At 75.5% G+C, this 18360-nt stretch carries 13 protein-coding genes; 9 read left to right on the top strand and 4 right to left on the bottom strand.

Annotated features, from left to right (window positions below):
- Positions 1 to 69 precede the first annotated feature (69 nt).
- Both WMF34_RS43240 and WMF34_RS43235 read left to right on the top strand, forming a co-directional pair.
- Positions 70 to 1533: a hypothetical protein gene (locus tag WMF34_RS43240; RefSeq protein ID WP_437991474.1), complete on the top strand. Its 1464-nt coding sequence runs from the start codon at positions 70 to 72 to the stop codon at positions 1531 to 1533.
- Positions 1534 to 1615: 82 nt separating this feature from the next.
- Positions 1616 to 4435, top strand: a complete 2820-nt coding sequence (locus tag WMF34_RS43235) for an AAA family ATPase (protein ID WP_437991473.1) — start codon at positions 1616 to 1618, stop codon at positions 4433 to 4435.
- A gap of 40 nt (positions 4436 to 4475) precedes the next feature.
- On the opposite strand, the gene WMF34_RS43230 is transcribed toward WMF34_RS43235, so the two are convergent.
- The 3 genes from WMF34_RS43230 to WMF34_RS43220 all read right to left on the bottom strand — a co-directional run bounded on the left by WMF34_RS43230 (position 4476) and on the right by WMF34_RS43220 (position 8451).
- On the bottom strand, positions 4476 to 4859 hold the full coding sequence (locus tag WMF34_RS43230; protein WP_437991472.1) for a nuclear transport factor 2 family protein: 384 nt from the start codon (positions 4857 to 4859) through the stop codon (positions 4476 to 4478).
- A 46-nt stretch (positions 4860 to 4905) separates the two neighbouring features.
- Entirely contained in the window at positions 4906 to 5583 is a 678-nt protein-coding gene (locus tag WMF34_RS43225) for a hypothetical protein (protein ID WP_437991471.1), read from the bottom strand.
- A gap of 69 nt (positions 5584 to 5652) precedes the next feature.
- Entirely contained in the window at positions 5653 to 8451 is a 2799-nt protein-coding gene (locus WMF34_RS43220; protein ID WP_437991470.1) for a DUF4388 domain-containing protein, read from the bottom strand.
- Positions 8452 to 8731: 280 nt separating this feature from the next.
- Here WMF34_RS43220 and WMF34_RS43215 point away from each other — a divergent pair, with 280 nt between their 5' ends.
- The 7 genes from WMF34_RS43215 (at position 8732) to WMF34_RS43185 (ending at position 16240) form a co-directional block, all read left to right on the top strand.
- Positions 8732 to 8947, top strand: coding sequence for a hypothetical protein (locus WMF34_RS43215; protein ID WP_437991469.1), 216 nt, complete (start codon positions 8732 to 8734; stop codon positions 8945 to 8947).
- A 66-nt stretch (positions 8948 to 9013) separates the two neighbouring features.
- A complete protein-coding gene (locus tag WMF34_RS43210) occupies positions 9014 to 9691 on the top strand; it encodes a sterol desaturase family protein (protein WP_012241045.1) in 678 nt (225 codons plus the stop codon).
- 150 nt (positions 9692 to 9841) lie between these two features.
- Positions 9842 to 11044 carry a proline-rich domain-containing protein gene (locus WMF34_RS43205; protein WP_437991468.1) on the top strand — a complete coding sequence of 401 codons (1203 nt, stop codon included), beginning with the start codon at positions 9842 to 9844 and terminating at the stop codon, positions 11042 to 11044.
- Between the two features lie 255 nt (positions 11045 to 11299).
- Entirely contained in the window at positions 11300 to 12961 is a 1662-nt protein-coding gene (locus WMF34_RS43200; protein WP_437991467.1) for an ATP-binding protein, read from the top strand.
- Entirely contained in the window at positions 12958 to 14127 is a 1170-nt protein-coding gene (locus WMF34_RS43195; RefSeq protein WP_012241042.1) for a response regulator, read from the top strand. Before WMF34_RS43200 ends, WMF34_RS43195 begins: the two co-directional genes overlap by 4 nt.
- Positions 14128 to 14313: 186 nt before the next feature.
- Positions 14314 to 15348 (top strand): hypothetical protein, encoded by a 1035-nt coding sequence (locus WMF34_RS43190; RefSeq protein ID WP_437991466.1) that lies wholly within the window; start codon positions 14314 to 14316, stop codon positions 15346 to 15348.
- Between the two features lie 226 nt (positions 15349 to 15574).
- On the top strand, positions 15575 to 16240 hold the full coding sequence (locus WMF34_RS43185; RefSeq protein WP_012241040.1) for a superoxide dismutase family protein: 666 nt from the start codon (positions 15575 to 15577) through the stop codon (positions 16238 to 16240).
- A gap of 117 nt (positions 16241 to 16357) precedes the next feature.
- Here WMF34_RS43185 and WMF34_RS43180 read toward each other — a convergent pair whose 3' ends face one another.
- Positions 16358 to 18343, bottom strand: coding sequence for a protein kinase domain-containing protein (locus WMF34_RS43180; protein ID WP_437991465.1), 1986 nt, complete (start codon positions 18341 to 18343; stop codon positions 16358 to 16360).
- Between the last annotated feature and the right edge of the window lie 17 nt (positions 18344 to 18360).

Here is an 18360-nt window from a genome sequence, read left to right as displayed (position 1 = left end):
CCGAAGAACGGGTGATGGCGGCGACGAGGTGCGGCCACACAGCCTCGACCATCACCTCGGAGGTACCGGATGCGATGTGGGACATGGCTGGCGCTCCTCGCTCTCCCTGCGCTCACGGCGTGCTCGGCGGTTCCAGACGAGCCGTCCGGCGCGCTCTCGGTGGAGGAACCGCCCGCGGCCTCCGGCACGGCAGCCGCCTGCAGCGCCCTCGCGCCCGCGGGGCCCGTGCTGAGCCTCGCGCAGCCGGGCACGGACCTGCTCGATCCTCAGTGGGTCCTCGGGGCCAAGGACGCGCCGGTCTATCTCTATGCCTCGTCCGCGACACCGGCGGGGGGCCGGGTCGTCCAGCGCGTCACCCTGGATCCCTGGTCAGCGCAGCCGCCCGCCTTCAGCGAGCCGGCGCTGGCGCTGGACGCAAGACACCAGACCATCCCGGGCGAGGCCTTCGCGGTGGCACAGCTCTATCCGCTCGACGACGATGACAACTTCGAGTCCGTGGTCGTTTACCGAGAGCGCTACACGACCCCCTTCCCGGATCCCCTGCCGCCAGGCGGCTTTTTCAGGACCGCGCGCGCCTGGAGCGAGGGCAGCGAGCCCTTCTCTTCATGGTCGCAGCACATCGGCACGTACTACGGTGAACGCATCGTGTCGTTTCGTTCCTCAGGGGCGGAACAGCTCGCGATCACCGAGGTCCACGAGCCCGGCCCGCGGTACTCCATGGTGGGCGGCACCGTGTCGGAAGGGGTGGGCCACTCGATGTTCGGGATGCACCTCGGGTGCGCAACAACGCCCATCGCCGTCGACGCGGCACGGTGGACGCGAGTGGATGAAGAGGATACGGGATGGGTGCTGCACTACTGGCTCATCGGCGCCGCGGTAGGCGCGCCCGCCGAGTGGAAGTTCGGGTGGAATCCGTGCGACGTGAAGTACCCGGGCGTCGGAGCGGCGACGACCATTTACCTGGGGCGGTACTCCACAGACGGCATCGGCATCGGCCTTAACGGCGGCGCGATGACCTCGAAGGAGGCGATCCACGAGGCCGCGCCGGTCGCGCGCCTCCGCATGGCCCCCCGCCCGGACGGCGCGTGGCTCGCCTGGACCCTCGCGCCGCTCGAGGACGCGCCGAGCGCGCTGCGCGTCGCGCGCATGACCCCTGCGGGGGAGGTCGCGCTGCCCCCCATCACCGTCCCCTCGTGCTCCACGCCCGTCGCGGAATCGCTGGCCGCCGAGCAGGTGGACGGAGACCTGGTGGTCGCGGTCGTCGAGACGAACACGCGCGGCCAGGACCGGATCGTGCTCCGCCGCCTCGACGCGGATGGCAGGTTGATCTCGATGACCACCCTGTTCCCGGGAGGGAAGGTCGAAGGCAGCCTGTCGATGCTCGCGCAGCGCGGTCGCGGGCTCTTGATCGCGTGGGCGGAGCGGCCGTCGAGCTCGTCCGCCTCGCAGCTGCGCGCGGTGCGCCTCGGGTGCGCCGAGGGGTCCTCCGCCGCCCCGCCCGTCTGCAAGACCGAGGAGGTGATCCCTCAGTGACGCGGCGCGCGGCCGCCGGCCTCCGAAACTTGGCCCGCCTTCGCCCGGCGTGCGAACCCCGAGCCCGGAGACCTCTGCAAGGATGACCAGCCCTCGCTCCCACGCCGAGCTCGTCACGCTGCGCAAGCTCGCGCAGGACCTCGCCGCCCAGCGCAAGGAGCGCCTGTCGAGCGTGCACCTCCTCGCGGCCATCGCCCTGAGCGGAGGCCCCGCCGCGGATCTGCTCCGCGATCGGCGGCTCGACGACGAGGCCCTGCTCAAGGCGACCCGCTCGGTCGACGACGAGGGCCCCGATCCGATCGGCCGGGCGATGGGGGGCGCGCGCGACGTCGCGAAGCGAGCGACCGCGAAGGAGCCCGCGGCGCTCCACCTGCTGCTCGCGCTCCTGTCCGACCGCAGCTCGGCCGCGCACCGCGCGCTCACCCAGTCGGGGGTCGACCTCGGGCGGCTGCGGACCGCGGCGCTCCAGATCGCGCTCGGCGTGGTGCAGGCGCGGCGGACGCCCGCGCGGCTGCTCCAGGACGGCGGCGCGCCGGAGACGCCGGCCGCACCGGCCGCGGCGACCACGGCGCGCCGCGCCCGCGGCGAGGCCGCCGATCCGGCGCGCACGCCGCGCGCGCCGCGCACGTCCCAGGAGCTGCGGCCCGCCAGGGGCGCCGGCGTCGCCATCCCGGAGCCGCGGCCCGCCAGGGGCGCCGGCGTCGCCGTCCCGGAGCCGCGGCCCGCCAGGGGCGCCGGCGCGCCGGAGTCGCGGCCCGCCAAGGGCGCCGGCCCGGGCGTCACGGTGCCGCTGTTTCCGCCGACGCCGCTGTTCCCGCCGGGGCGCCCCCGCCCCGCCGCGGCCCCGGCCGACGCGCTGGCCGCCGCCGAGCCGATCGCCCTCACGCCCACCCCCTCCCCGGCGTCCTCGGCCTCCCCTGCCCCCGCTTCCGCCGCCTCCCCCGCCGCGCCCGCGCCGGGGCGGCCGCTCCCGCCGCTCGCGCCGCCGACCGCCACGAGCGCCGCCGCGAGCGCCGCCCTCGCGGCGCGCTTCACCCTCGACCGCGCGCGCTTCCCGGCCCTCGCCTCGCTCGGGCACAACCTCTCGCTCGCGGCGGTGCAGGGGGAGCTCGAGCCGATCGTCGGCCGCGAGCACGAGATCGAGCAGGCGCTCGACGTCCTGGCCAAGCGCCACGCGAACAACCCCTGCCTCCTCGGCCCGGCGGGCGTCGGCAAGACCTCCGTCGCGCGCGGCGTGGCGCACCGGCTCGCGTTCGACGAGCGGGAGCCGCGCGTCGTTGTCGAGCTCGTGCCCTCGGAGCTCCTCGCCGGCACCGGCGCGCGCGGCGCGCTGAGCGAGCGCCTGTCCGCGCTCCGGTCCGAGGTCCGCGAGGCGGGCGGGCGGGTCATCCTGTTCATCGACGGCCTGTCGGAGCTCTTCGGCAGCGGCGCGCTCGACGAGGCGATGGCCGAGATCAAGCTCGCGCTCGCCCGCGGCGAGCTCACGATGATCGGCACCGCCACGCCCGAGGAGTACAGGAAGAGCATCGAGGTCGACCCGGCGCTCGCGCGGCGCTTCACGATCGTCGAGATCGACGAGCCCGAGGAGGACGAGGCGTTCCTGCTGCTCCAGAGCGTCGCGGTGGGGCTCGGCGCGCACCACGGGCTCGCGTTCACCGACGAGGCGCTGGCCTCGGCCGTCGCCTGGTCCGTGCGCTACCTGCCCGGGCGCGCGCTGCCCGACAAGGCGCTCTCGATCCTCGACCTCGCGGGCGCGCGCACGCGGCGGCGCGCGTCGTCGGCGTCGCGCGCGTCGCGCGCGGCGCTCCGTCAACCTGCGCAACCCGCGCAGCCCGCGCGGCAGGTGGGCCCCGCCGAGGTCGCCGAGGTGGTCTCCGAGCTCGCCGACCTGCCGGTCGAGCGGCTGCTCGAGACCGATCGCGAGCGGATGCTCTCGCTGGAGGCGCTGCTCGCCGACAAGGTCGTCGGCCACGCCGAGGCGCTTTCGCGCATCGCGCGGGTGCTCCGCCGGAACGCGGCCGGCCTGCGCGCGCGCCGCCCGATCGGGTCGTTCCTTCTGCTGGGGCCGACCGGCGTGGGCAAGACGGAGACGGCGAAGGCCATCGCCGAGGCGCTGTTCCACTCGCCCGACGCGATGACGCGGCTCGACTTCTCCGAGTACGCGGAGTCGCACGCGGTCGCGCGCCTCGTCGGCGCGCCGCCCGGCTACGTCGGCCACGAGGCGGGCGGCCAGCTCACCGAGGCGGTGCGGCGGAGGCCGTACCAGGTGGTGCTGCTCGACGAGATCGAGAAGGCGCACCGCGACGTGCTCGAGGCGTTCCTCCAGGTCTTCGACGAGGGCCGCCTGACCGACGGCCGAGGCCGGCGGGTGGACTTCACGAACACGGTCCTCGTGATGACCTCGAACCTCGGCGCGGCGGAGGCCGGCGCGCTCCGGTCCGAGCGCTCCGTGGGCTTCGCCCGCGCCTCCGCGGCCGTGTCGCCCGAGCGCCTCGGGGAGACGATGCTCGCCGCGGCCCGCGCGGCGCTGCCGCCCGAGCTCTACAACCGCATCGACGAGGTCCTTTGCTTCGCGCCGCTCACGCGGGCGGACGTCGCCGAGATCACGCGGCGGCTGCTCGGCGGCCTGGAGCGCGAGCTCGAGGCGCGCGGCGTGGAGCTCGAGGTCGAGCCCGAGGCGATCGACGCGCTGCTCGACGCCGGGGGGTTCGACCCGGAGCTCGGCGCGCGGCCGATGAAGCGCACGATCGCGCGCCTCGTCGAGGCGCCGCTCGCGGAGCTCATCCTGCGCGGCCAGCTCGAGGAAGGGTCGGCGGCGCTCGTGGGCGTCGAGCAGGGCGAGGTCGTCGTGGACGCGATCGCGCGGGCCGGCACGCGGCGCTACGCCGCGTGCTCCAGCTGAAGCGCGGCGCTACGCCGCGTGCTCCAGCTGAAGCGCGGCGCTACGCCGCGTGCCTCAGCGGGAGCCCGAGGCACCTCGGATCGAAGTACGCCTTGAACCGCGCGATCGCGCCGGCCGGGTGCTCGATGACGCTCACGCCCTCGTACGAGAACTCGGCGCCGCTGGGCAGCGTCCCGCGGCTCGTCCACTCGAGGAGCGAGGCATTGTCCGACTCGGCGACGCACCGGAACTCGGACCGCACCTCGCCGAACGCGTGGCGGTAGCTGCGCCAGAAGTTGCGGGCGCCGTCGGGGCCGTGGAGCGGCCTCGAGATCGCCGGGTTGCTGAGCTCGGCGTCGGGCGCGAACAGCCGCGCCATGGGCTCGATGTCGCCGCTCTCCTCGATCCGACGCAGGGCTTCGATGAACTCGCTCGCCTTGGACATGGTGCCTCCTGCGGTGCGGGCGCCTGCAAGGCGCGGACCTCTCGGCTCAGTGCGCGGCGGAGCGCTCGTGCCGCCGCCCGAAGACCGCGACGGCGACGGCGAGCAGCGCGGCGAGCAGGAAGCCCCCGCCGAACGCGAGGCCGATGATCCAGGGCTGGATCGCCCTCCCCAGGCCGTCCGCGAAGCCCGTGGCGGCGGCGCGGCTCGCGCGCTCGATCGCGGCGCTCGAGCAGCCCGGGTCGCCGGCGGGGCACCCGGCGAGCTGCTCCATGAGCTCTGCCGTCCCCTCGCGCGCCGCAGCCCTCGCCGCGGCGCCCGTGCCCTGCTCGACGAGGGTGACGAGCGCCCGGTCGTGCTGGAGGGCGCCCTCGACAACGGCGCTGCTGACCGCCTCGCTCGTCTGCGCGATGACCGGCTCCAGACCCTCGGCCTGCCGCCCGATCTCCGCCGCGCCGGCCCGGACCGCGTCGTGGACGATGGACCCCACGAGCGGCCTCTCGCGCTCGCGCGCGCCCTTGGCCGATCCTCCGGCGGGCCCGGCCCCGTCCTGCGCGCCGCGCTCGAGCGCCTCGAGCGTGCCGTGGGTCGCCTCCTTCGCCGCCTCGCGGACGCACCCCGGGGCGAGCGCGAGGGCGGCGATCAGCGCCGCCGCGGCCGATCGACCCGAGCGCGTCGGCTCGCCCGCGCGCGGCGCCGCCGCTCCGGGAGAGGGCGAGCATTGCACAGCCGCGCCGTGCCTTCATCAACCGTGCCCGCCGCGCGCCCTGCGGAGCGCGCGCTGCCCCGCTCCCCGCTACGGCGGCCCCGCCTCGATCGCCCGCCGGTACCGCTCGCGCCGGTGCGGCTCGCGCAGGATCTCGTAGGCCTCGTCGAGCACCTCGATGACGAGCCGCACGTCGTCGAGCAGGTCCACGGTCGCGGCGGTGAGCAGGGTGGACGGCTCGAAGGCCTTCCTCAGCGCGAGGTACGCGCGGCGGATCTCGTAGTTCGTCGCGTCGCGCGGGATGCCGAGGATCGAGAAATAGTCCCCGTCCTCCACCAGCGCGAGCCGCGCCCGGACGCGCTGCCGGATCGCCTCCTCGTCGAGCGGATCCTCCACCGGCGGGGGCGGCGCCTCGGTGATCGACGGCGGGATGAGGACGTCGAGCACCTCCAGGCAGACGAGCGCGTAGAGCACGCTCGCGTTCTCGGGCTCCGCCGCGCTCACGAGCTCGCCGACGCTGCGCCCGCGCGCGGTGCGCACGAGCTCCTCCTCCTCGCGCCGCAGCGCGCACTCGCCGAGCAGGTTGCGCCGGACGCCGTCGTCCAGGCGCGCCCCCGGGCCGCCGAGGCGGCGCAGGGCGACCTCGGGGGCGATCACGCGGCGGATCGTCTCGACGAAGACCTCGGCGCCGGTGGCGCCGCCGAAGACGTTCGGCTCCGCCTTGAGGCGGCCCGGCGGCTCGGGCTCGAGGTCGCACGTGCCGGCCTCGACGAGCACGACGTGGCCGATGACCCACTCGGCGTGCGCGCGCAGCACCGGCCAGAGGTCGTCCTGGCCGAGGTGGCCGTGCGCGATGAGCGCCGCGCCGGCGTGCCGGCCCGAGGCGGGGAGCTTGCCCGCGAGCCGCGCGGCGACCTCGCGCTCGAGGTCGCCGCGCCCGACCAGGAAGGCGAGCAGCGTCTCCTCGGGGATGCTCGAGCCGGCGGTGACGAGATCGCCCTCGTGCAGGACGATGCGCCGCGCGCCCTCCTCGGTCGTGATCGCGAGGGCGCCGGAGGAGCGGCTGCCCACCGCGCGGGCCAGCGCGCGCGGCGCGTCGCCCGGGCCGAGCACCGTGGCCGAGGACACCCCGCCGGAGCTCGGCGCCTCGTCGATCGGCTCGAGCGCCATGGCGCGGCCGAGCCCGGCCGCGGTGACCGTGGCGGGCGCGGGCGGCACGAGCGGCAGCGGAGGCGGCGCGGGCCCGCGCAGGGCCGCGCCGGAGATGGCCATGGACGGCGGAGCTGGCAGGGGCCCCCGGCCGAACGCGGCCGCGCTCGGCGCGGCAGGCGGGCTCGGCGCCAGGAGGCCGCGCCCGAGCGAGCCGGCGCCCGCGCTCGCCGGGACGGGCCCGCCAGGAGGCGCCGCGGCGCGCCCCGCCGGGGCGGAGCGGGCCGGGGACGGCACGGGCGGCGGCTCGGGCTCGGCCCTCCCGACCGGCGACAACAGCGCGGTCCTCACCTCGACCGAGGGAGGCGACACGAACGCGACGCCAGGCGACGGCGGCGGCGGAAAGCCAGGCGCGCGGGCGTCGCGGGCCTCGCGCGACCGGGGCGGCGGCTCGGTGATGCGCTGGCGCAGGCTCGGCTCGACGCGGCCCGACGGAGCGCGCGCCCAGTCGACGTCGTCGCCGCCGCGCGCAGGGCCGGCGCGGTCCCACGCGGGCTCCTCTCGCGGCACGGGCGAGGGCGACCGATCCCACGCGGGCTCGGGGCGCGGCGGCGGCGACGCGAAGGCGTGGGGCCGGCCCGCGTCGCGCGGGGTCGGCGGCGCGGCGTCGCGGCCGCCGCTCCGGCGCGCGGGACCGCCGAGATCGCGATCCTCCCTGCCGTGCGGGTGCGCCTCCCTGTCGAGCGAGAGCGCCGCGAGCTCGGGGCCGGCGCGCTTCGTCGCGTGCGCCCCGTCGAACGCGGGCTCGGCGTCGCGGTCGTCCTCGTGCTCGTCGCCCGGCTCCGCGAGCTCGACGAGGGAGTCGCCGGGCCCTGTGTGCTCGGCGCGGGTGGCCGCCGGCTGCGGAGCGGGCGCGACGCCGTACGGGCCTTCGCTCGTCCTCGGCTGCGAAGGCGACCCGGTCGGCACCGGGGCGACGGCCGCGCTCGCGCCCGTCCGCGGCTCGTCCTCCTCCGGATCCAGGGGCTCGTCGAGGGCGGAGAGCAGCTCCGGCGACAGCATCAGGTCGACCTCCTCCTCGGCCGCCGGGATGCTCGACGGGTGCGCCTTCGCCGTGACCCGCTGCTCGGCGGCGACGAGGATCTCCTCGAGCTCCGGGCTGATCCGCGCCGGCAGGAGCCGCGGGCCGACCTCGTCGCCGTCCTCCTCCGGGGGCGGCAGCACCGAGCCGACGTCGAGCGGGTCGAGATCGCTCGAGAAGTCGGGGTTCGACGGGACGTCGTTGTCGAGCGGCCCCGGCAGGCCGGCCGCGAGGCGCGCCTCGACGGCGTGCTCCCCGCGGAACCGCCCGGGCTCGGCGACAGCGCTCACGTGCGCGGCGAGCTCGGCGGTATCGACCGGGCGCTCGAACACCTGCCCGAACAGCTGGGGATCGAGCTCCGCCGAGCGGACCGGATCCCCCACGAGGAGCACGGACGCGGCGACGCCGCCCGGCCGCAGGTAGAGGCGCTCGAGCGCCTCGATCGCGCCGGGCTCGTCGATGTCGACGATCACGACGCGCGGCGCGTCGCTCGCGAGGCGCGCGTCGAGCTCGGCGATCGGCGCCGCGATCACCTCGAAGCCCCGGCCCCGCAGCGCCGCGCCGATCGCCTCCCCGTCCGCGGACGCGTCGGCCAGCAGGATGGCGCCTTCGCGCGGGCGCGCCTGCACTGCTTCGTAGTCGTCGCGGGGCTCGGACACGGCGGTCATCTCGTGGCGGCGGCCCGGCGGAGCAGCGCCCAGGGGCCCGCATCGACTGGACTCTCGACGGTCGTCGGCGGGCTGTCAAACGCGATCGCGGCCCGCTCGCGTTCCCGCCGCGCAGCGCAGCTCCCTCCACGACCGCCCCGCCGGAGCGGCGAGGTCTCCACCCCTGCCGCGCTGGGGGCGCCCGGCCGACATCACCTCCGCGACGCGAGCGCGAGGTCGGCGTCGCCGCGCGTCGCCCCCGCTGTGTGCGCCGCGTGGTAAACGTCGGTGCATGGTGCTCGGCGCTTCCCACAACGAGATCGCCCTGACGGCCTTCCTGCTCATCGTCGTGCTGCTCGCCGCGAAGATCGGCCGCATCGGCGAGGCGATCGGCGGGCTGTTCGAGCGGGACGCGCCCGCGACGGACGGCGGCGCGCCCGGGGACGGCGCGGAACGGGCGGAGCACGCGGAACACGCGGGACACAAGGAAGAGCGCCAGGAAAGCTGAGCGCGCCCCCTCGCCGGCGGCCTCGCCCGCGCTTGCGTTCTGTTTTTTTGGAATTCATAGTTTCCGATGCTCGTGAACGAGCCGGCCTCGCCGCGGTCGCGGCGGCGCGCGGAGATCGCGGCGCGGATCCCGCGCGGGTACCGCCCGGCGCTCCACCTCGCGGCGCCCACGCTGCTCGGCGCGATCGTGCTCGCGGCGGCGGTGCGCCTCCTCGACGCCGTCGATGCCGTCGAGCTCGTCGCGGTGCCGGCGACGCTGCTGCTCGGCTTCGCCTTCGAGTGGTGGGCGCACAGGTCGGTGCTGCACCGGCGGGCGCCGCTGCTCGGCGCGCTGTGCGAGCGGCACGAGCGCGAGCACCACCTCGCCTTCACCGCCGACGACATGGCGCTGCGGAGCGCCCGCGAGCTCTGGCTGGTGCTGACGCCGCCGGCCTCGGCGCTCCTGGTCCTCGCCCTGCTGCTGCCGCTCGCCGCGGCGGCGGGCGCGCTGTTCTCGCCGGACGCGGCGCTGCTCGGCCTCGCGACGGCGATGGCGTTCTTCGTCGGCTACGAGTGGCTGCACCTCGCGTATCACCTGCCGCCGGACGGCCCGGTGTACCGGATCCCGGGGCTCGCGCGGCTCCGCGAGCACCACCGCAGGCACCATGATCCCCGGCTCATGAAGCGCTGGAATTTCAACGTGACCGTGCCCGTGTTCGATCTCGTCCGCGGGACGCGCTGGTCGCCGCCGCGCAAGGGCGTGTAGCCGCCGCGCAAGGGCGTGTAGCCGCCGCGCAAGGGCGTGTAGCCGCCGCGCACGGGCGCGCCCGGGCGCAGCGCCGTCCTCCGCCCCGCCGGGGCGCGCGGGGCGCGCCCGCCGGGGCGTCCGCCGCGGCCGTGTGCTAACGGGTCGCGCGTGCAGCCGCGGACCAGAGACGGCCTCGTCCTCCTGCTCGTCGGGGTCCTGCTCGGCGGCGGCGTCGCCTGGCTCCTCGGCCGCCGGCGGGAGAGCCCCCCCGCCGCCGCGCCGCGCGCGCTCGACGCCGTGCCCGCCGGCGCGATGCTCGTCGCGACGCTCGATCTCCCGGCCCTGCGCGCCTCTCCCGCGTTCGCCTCGTTCCTGCGCGAGGAGCGCGAGATCCCCGGGCTCGGCAAGGTGCGCGACGTGTGCGGCTTCGACCCGGTGGCCGCGTTGACCGAGGTCGCGATCGCCATCCCGGCGGCGGGCGAGGGCGGCGACTTCGGGCTGGTCGCGGCCGGCGCCGTGCAGGACGAGGCGCTGCTCGCGTGCGCCTCCAAGGTCATCGAGGCCCGCGGCGGGCGGCCGGTCGTCTCCGGGATCGGCAGCTTCCGCGCGGTGCGGGACTCGAGCGCCGAGGGCCACGGCGAGATCGCCGTGCGCCCCGGGGGGCCGATCCTGCTCGGCGGGGGCGCGTACCTGCGCGCCATGATCGACGCCGCCGAAGGCCGCGGCGGGAACGTCGGCGCGAGCGCCGCGCACGACGACATCGCCCGCGCCGTGGGCGAGGGGGCGGCGCGCGTCACGGTGGTGCTCACGCCCGAGCAGCGCGCCGAGATCGGGCGCGAGCTCGCGCTGAGCGGCTCCAGCCGATCGCCCGCGGCGTCCCTGCTCTCCGGCGGCGCCAGCGTCGCGCTCGGCCCGGAGATCGCCGTCCACGCCGCCGTCCTCTGCGACGCGGAGGCCCCCTGCGCCGCGCTCGGCGCGGAGCTGCGCGCGGCGCGAGACGCGCGCGCGGCGGACTTCGCGACGCGGCTCGTCGGCTTCGGCGCCGTGCTCGAGCGCATCGCGATCGCGGCCGAGGGCAAGGCGCTCCACGCGCGCGTCAAGCTGTCGGCCGAGGAGGCCGGCGTCCTCGTCGATCGGCTCGCCTCGCTGCGCGGCCTCCGCCAGCCCGCGCCCGCGCCCAGGCTGCCGCCCGCCCAGGCAGACAGCGACGCGCCGCCGCGCGGAGACGCCGGCCCACCGCCGCGCGGAGACGCCGGCCCGCCGCCGCGCGGAGACGCCGGCCCACCGCCGCGCGGAGACGCCGGCCCACCGCCGACCGATGAGGTTGTCACACCCCCGCGACGAGCGAAGCCGGACGGCGGCGCGCCCTAGCGCGTGAACCCGCGCTGGGAAGCAGCGCGTGAACGCGCCGGGGAGAACCGACCGCCGCGTCGCGCTGCCGCGGCGCGGCTCCGTCGATTCCGTGGTCTGCCTGACGAGCGCGCCGCTCCGCCGCCCAAAGCCGCGCGGCGCGGCCGATCGGGCCCCCACGGGCTGCCCCGAACTCCTGTAACCTGATCGGTGCCTTCCGGCGGGATCGGCGCTCCGGTCTTTCCCGCCGCGCAGGAGGCGGGTGGGGCACATCGAATGCAGCTCGTCGGGATCTCCGCCTCCGTGGTCGTCGGGACGCTCCTTCTGGTCGCCCTCTGGGCGCTCCGCCGGCGGCTCCACGCCCGCGAGCTCGAGCTCGAGCGGAAGGCGCAGGAGCTCGCGGTGAGCCGCGCCGCGGAGCTGCGCCTTGTCGAGGAGCTCGCCGAGGCGCGGCGGGCCGAGGAGGAGGCGCGCAGGGCGAGGGACGAGGCCGTGACCGCGAGCCGGTCGAAGAGCGCCTTCCTCGCCAACATGAGCCACGAGCTCAGGACCCCGCTCAACTCGATCCTCGGCTTCGCGCAGCTCGTGGAGCGCGACCCCTCGCTCGCCGACCGGCACCGCGAGAACCTCGCGGTCATCTGCAAGAGCGGCGAGCACCTGCTCGGCCTCGTCAACGACATCCTCGAGATGGCGAAGATCGAGGCCGGCCGCATGACGCTCGTCGACGCCGAGTTCGACCTCCACGACACGCTCTCGGGGCTCTCGGAGATGTTCGCTGTCGACGCCCAGAAGCGGGGCCTCACGCTCACGGTCGAGCGAGCGCAGGACGTGCCGCGGCACGTCCACGGCGACGAGGGGAAGCTGCGGCAGGTGCTGATCAACCTGCTCGGCAACGCGCTGAAGTTCACGCCGCGCGGGTCGGTCACGCTGCGCGCCTCGGCGCGGCGCGCGACAGGCGCGCACGACGGCGCGGCGGCGGGGCGGGTGCGGGTGTCGTTCGAGGTGACGGACACCGGCCGGGGCATGGCCAAGGCCGAGCTCGCGGAGCTCTTCGAGGCGTTCGCGCAGACCGCGACCGGGCGGCAGTCGCGCGAGGGCACGGGCCTCGGCCTGCACATCAGCCGGCGCATCGTGCGGATGATGGGGGGCGACATCCGGGTGGAGAGCCAGATCGGCCGCGGGACGACGCTCCGCTTCGACGTGCGCCTGTCGCTGGCCGACGCGCCCGACGCCCGCGCCGGCGGCGCGGCGCGCGCTCCGGCGGCGCTCCGGGCCGTCGGGCTCTCGCCGGGCCAGCCGAGGTACCGCGTGCTCGTGGTCGACGACCGGTGGGACGTGCGCCACTGCCTGCTCAAGCTGCTCGACTCGGTGGGCGTCGAGGCGCGCAGCGCGACCAACGGGCTCGGCGCCGTGGCGCAGTGGGAGACGTGGGCGCCGCACCTCGTCCTGCTCGATCTCCGCATGCCGCTGCTCGACGGCTACGAGGCGGCGAGCCGCATCAAGGCGAGCGCGCGGGGGCACGAGACGGTCGTCGTGGCGATGACCGCGAGCGCGTTCGAGCAGAACCGGGCGCTCGCGGCGGAGGCGGGGTGCGACGACTTCGTGAGCAAGCCGTTCCGCGACGCGGACATCCTCGGCCTCCTGACGAAGCACCTCGGGGCCCGCTTCGAGTACGAGGAGCGCGCCGCCGAGCCCGGCGCCGCCCAGGGGGCGCCGGCCGTCGACCTCGCCCGGGCGGCGGCCGGGCTGCCCGCCGCGCTCCGCAAGGACCTCCGGCGGGCGGCGACGCGGCTCGACGCGAAGGCCGTCCAGGCGACGCTCGATCGGTTCCGGCCGGAGGACGCGGACCTCGCGGGGGCCGTGGCCGAGCTCGCGCGGGGATATCGCTTCGACAGCATCTTGGCGCTATCGAGCGCCGACGAGGAGGAGCCGTCATGACGGACACCGACGCAAAGCCAGCCCCCCGCGGGGCGGCCCCGGGCGCGCGGCCGGAGCGCCCCAGGGAAGAGCCCCCGAGCATCCTGATCGTGGACGACATGCCGGCGAACCTGTCGCTCCTGACCTCGATGCTGACGGCGCAGGGCTACGAGGTCCGGGCGGCGATCAGCGGCGCGATGGCGCTGATGTCGGCCGCGGCGGCGCCTCCGGACCTCATCCTGCTCGACGTGAGCATGCCCCACATGGACGGCTACGAGGTGTGCCGCCGGCTCAAGGGGGATCCCGCGACGGCGGACATCCCGGTCATCTTCCTGAGCGCGATGACCGGCATCGGCGACAAGGTGATGGCGTTCGACGCGGGCGGCGTCGATTACGTCACGAAGCCGTTCGAGCTGCGCGAGGTGCTGGCCAGGGTCGGGACGCAGCTGCTCTTGCACCGGCAGCGCCGGGAGCTCGAGCGGCAGCGGAGGGAGCTCGAGGAGCGCTACGCGCAGGTGCGCCAGATGCAGGCGGCGCTGCGCGGTTACCTGTCCGACCGGGCGTGGGAGAGCATCGAGGAGAGCGTGTCGTCGAACCGGCCGAGCCCGCCGGCGCGCGAGGTGCTGACGGTGCTGGTCAGCGACATCGAGGAGTTCGTGCGGCTCTCGGAGAGCGAGGAGCCCGGGCCGCTGATCGCGGATCTCAGCCTCTACATGGCCACGGTGGCGCAGATCGTCTACGACCACGCGGGCGAGGTCGACAAGTACGTTGGCGACGGCATGCTCGCGTTCTTCCGGGGCGCGAGCGACGCGCTCGCGGCGGCGCAGCGGATCCAGCGGAGCATCGCGGCCTTCAACGAACACCAGCGCTCGCGGGGCCGGCCCGCCTTCCCGACGCGGCTCGGGCTCTCGACAGGGCCCGTCCTGCTGGCGAGCATCGGGTCGAGCGGCAGGCGGGAGTTCACCATCATCGGCGATCGTGTGAACACCGCGTTTCGGATTCAGGCGCAGGCGAAGGCCGGCGGCCTGCTGATGGATGAGGCGACGTTCACCGCGGCCGGGAGCCCGGGAGAAGCGATGCCGGCGCTGGTGCGGATCCGGGGAAAGCAGGGAGAAGAGAGGCTCTATGCGATCTCGCCGGAGGCGATGCTTTCGGGCGCGGAGGGGAGCGGGGCGAACGGCGGTTGAGCGCTCACGCTCGCTCCCGGCCCGATAGGCTGGCTGTTCAAGGCTGCTCCCGGGCATTTTCGTGTTGCCCCGCACCGCCGGGCCATTCGAGTTCGAGCGCCTGGATCGTGCGATCTGCCGAAAACGTTCGTTCTTGAACCACGCGATGACCTCGTGCAATAGTCGCCGCGGAGGATGGAAACGAACATGAATCTTCGAATTAGCGTTACTTTGCTTGGCCTGCTCGCGACCTTTGCGGCGGGCGCGGTTGCGTGCTCGGATGACGATGGTGGCACGACGACGTCGTCGTCCTCGACCACCGGCACGGGCGGCGGCGCCACCAGCGGCGGCGCAACCGGCGGCGGCGGCGCCGGCGAGGGCGGCGGCGCCACCACCACCAGCGGCGGCGCGACCGGCGGCGGCGGCGCCGGCGAGGGCGGGGGAGACGGCGGCGGCCCGGCCTGTGCGGCGCTGCTCTGCGACGACTTCGAGTCGTACGAGGGCCAGGGCGAGAACGGCGAGAAGCTGGGCGCGTGGACGGTCTACACGGCCATGGCGGGCTCCACCGTGTCGGTCGACACGACGAAGCATTACAGCGGCGCCAAGTCCATCAAGGTGACCACGCCCGCGAGCACGGGAGACAACAACTACAAGTCGGCCATGATCAAGTTCACGGGCACCGACGCCCTGCCCACCGAGGCGAACGTCATCCATGGTCGCATGATGTTCTTCCTCGAGGCTGCGCCGACGGGGGATGTGCACTGGACCATCATCGACGGTTCAGGGACCATTCCTGGCAGCGATTTCGAGGGAATGCCCTACGCGGCACAGTATCGCTACGGCGGGCAGCACCCGACCGCGGCCGGCAGCCAGCTCATGGCGAACTACGATACGCCCGGGTACTGGAGCGATCCGAAGACCGGCCCGCAGACGGATTGCTGGCACCACGCGGAGGAGACGACCGTGGTCCCGACCGGCGCGTGGACCTGCGTCGAGTTCAGCTTCGACGGGCCGAAGAACGAGATGCGCTTCTGGCTCAATGGCACGGAGCTGGCCGATCTCAAGGTGTCCGGGACGGGCCAGGGCTGCGCCAACAACGAGGCGAACTACACGTGGAAGGCGCCCGCGTTCGACAGCATCGCCCTCGGCTGGGAGTCCTATCAGGCGGACTCCGCCCGCTCGATGTGGATCGATGACGTCGTGATCGGCACCGCGCCCATCGGCTGCCCGCCCGCGCAGTGAGCGCGCGCCGCTGAGCTCGGCGAGGCGCGGCGGCGGACTCCGCGCCTCGCCGATCCCTTTCCAGGGGTCGGGCGCGCGCTGCCCGCGGCGCCGGCCGGCGCGAGGGGCGCAGGCCGCGCGCCGGCGCGCCTGACGAATGTCGGGTTCGCCGATTGATCGCTCGCCAGGACCGCTCTACGAGACGGCGGAGGTCCAACGCTTCACGAACCTGGAGGTCTCCGCTGTGATGAAACAGGCCTATCGTCTCTCGCTGCTTGCCTCGTTCGTCCTGGGCGCCACCGCTTGTGGCGGCGCGCCCGAGCCGGCCCCTGCGGTCCCCGACGTCCCCGCTCAGCCCGCGCAGCCTGCGCCGGAGACGCCCGCGGCGCCGGAGGCCGCTGCGCCCGAGGCCAGCCCGCCGGCGGGCGCCGCGGCGCCGGAGGCCGCTGCGCCGCCTGCGCCGCCGGTGAGCGTTTCCGTGCCCATCGAGGCGCGGAGCAAGTCGAAGCTCAAGGGCACGGCGACCTTCACCGAGGTCGAGGGCGGCGTGAAGGTCGCCGTCCAGGTCTCGGGCGCTCCCAAGGGCAAGATCGCCGTCCACGTGCACGAGACCGGCGATTGCAGCGCGCCGGACGCGAAGAGCGCGGGCGCGCACTACAACCCCGAGAACCACCCGCACGGCCTCCCCGACGCCGCGGCTCGCCACCTCGGCGATCTCGGCAATATCGAGGTCAAGGCCGATGGGACCGGCACCCATGAGATCATCGCCAAGGGCGCGAATCTCAAGGAGGGCGCTCCGAACACCTTCCTCGGCCGCGCCATCATCGTCCACGAAAAGGCGGATGACGGCGGCCAGCCCGCCGGCAACGCCGGCGGCCGCATCGGCTGCGGCGTCATCTCGCAGGGCAAGTGACGCGCGCGCGGCGCGGCCCGCCGCTCCGCGCTCACGACACGTCGACTCCACCTCACCGCCTGTCCCGAGAGGGCCTCTCCCCGAGCACCCGCAGGGCGGGAGTCTCCGTCTCCGGTGTCACCGGGGCGGAGCGCTGACCGGCACGCCCTTTCCCCCCGGGGGCGAGCCCGGGCTCGGGAGGCTCCCGCTCGCGGGGAGCCCCGGCGCAGCCGTGGGGCGCCCGGGCTCCTGCTCCGTGCGCCGGATCTGCTCTCGAAGCGCCTCGCGCTCGATGCCCGCCGCCGGCTCGGACGAACGCGGCCGGGGCGCGGAAGACGCCGCGGCCGCCGGGACGACCTGACCGGCGGGCTCGGCTTTGGGCTCCTCGCCGGCGCGGCGCGCCTCGTCCAACGTGGCGCCCGCGAGGGGCCCGGAAGCGCTGGAGCCCGGCGGCCGCTCCTCGGGCCGCGTTCCGCTGGCCAGCAGCGCGACGACGATCGCCGCCGCCACCGCCGCCAGGACGAAGCTCGCCCTGACGGGCGAGCGCAGCCGCCGGAGCGTGTCCGCGAGCGTCGTCTCGTCGGCGTCCTCCTCGACGCGCGCCCTCTCCGGAGCCGGGCCGGCCGCGCCGAGCCCGACGCGGCCGGCTTCCACCCGGGGCTGCGGCCGGTCCGAGCCGGTCGCCGCCTCGCTCGGCTCCGCAGGGCTGGCCTCCGCCCGGACGCCCGCGTGGCCCGGGACCGCGGCGGCCTCGCTCCGCTCCACCGGATCCGCCTCCGCAGGGGCACGCGACCGGTCCGAGACCGTCGCCGCCTCGCTCCGCTCCGCAGGGCTGGCCTCCGCCCGGGCGCGCGGGCGCTCCGAGACCGTGACGGCCTCGCTCCGCTCCACCGGATCCGCCTCCGCAGGGGCGCGCGACCGGTCCGAGACCGTCGCCGCCTCGCTCCGCTCCACCAGGCCGGTCTCTTCCCGGGCGCGCGAGCGGTCCGAGACCGTGACGGCCTCGCTCCGCTCCACCGGATCCGCCACCTCAGGAGCCGCGGGGAACACGGGAGGTGGCAGCTCCGGGCGAATCTCGATCGCCATGCCGCCGGTGGATGGGCCGGAGCCCATGGTGGTGGGGATCGAGCCGCGCTCCCCCGCGTCGACGCCGTCCATGCCGAGGCGCACCCCGGACAGCGAGTCGCGCAGGCCCCCGCGCAGGATGCGCTGGATGCGGTCGACGAGCGGCTGCGCCGCGGGCGGCGCGAACGGGCGGAGCGCCAGCGTGAGCTCCGCCAGGTCGGGCCAGCGCTTGTCGCGATCCCGCTCGAGGCACCGCATGATGATCGGATCGATGTCCGGCGAGAGCCCGCGGCAGACCTTCGACGGCAGCTCCGGCACGAACTTGCCCCCGAGCACGAGCGAGACCGTCTGGACGGAGCGCGCGTGCATGGGATACCGGCCGGTGAGCAGCACGTAGAGGAGCGACCCGACCGCCCAGATGTCCGCGCGCGCGTCGACGTCGCGCTGCCCGCGCATCTGCTCGGGGGGCATGTAGTGGGGCGTCCCCAGCATCTGGCCCGTGCTCGTCCGCATCTCGGCGACGCCGAGGAGCGCCGCCTGCGACACCTTGGAGACGCCGAAGTCGAGCACCTTGATGCACGGCGTCCCCTCGCGCGTGTGCGTCAGGAAGAGGTTGGCCGGCTTCACGTCGCGGTGCACAAGCCCGAGCGCGTGCGCCTCCGCGAGCGCGTCGCACGCCTGGATGACGTAGAGCGTCGCCTCGTCGACCGGCAGCGGGCCCCGCTGCTTGCGGATGACCCGGAGATCGCGGCCGTCGAGGAACTCCATCACCATGTACGGCAGCCCGCTCTCGAGCCGCCCGACGTCGTGCACCTTGACCGCGTGCTCGCTCCTGAGCCGCGACGCGATCCGCGCCTCCTGCAGGAAGCGCCCGCACATCTCCGGATCGGCCGCGGTCGCCGGCAGCAGCACCTTGATCGCCCGGAGCTCGTCGAGATCGACGTGGGTCGCGGCGACGACGGCGCCCATCGCGCCCTTGTCGAGCAGCCGGTCCACGCGGTACTTGCCGGCGATCAGGGTTCCGGCCTCCAGCCCTTCGATCTCTTCCAGGCCGCGCATGTTCGAAACCTCCGACC

The organism is Sorangium sp. So ce145 (assembly GCF_051525985.1).
Classification (GTDB): Bacteria; Myxococcota_A; Polyangia; order Polyangiales; family Polyangiaceae; genus Sorangium; species Sorangium cellulosum_B.
The sequence above is the reverse complement of the archived record's forward strand: the minus strand, read 5'-3'. Positions and strand labels throughout refer to the sequence as shown.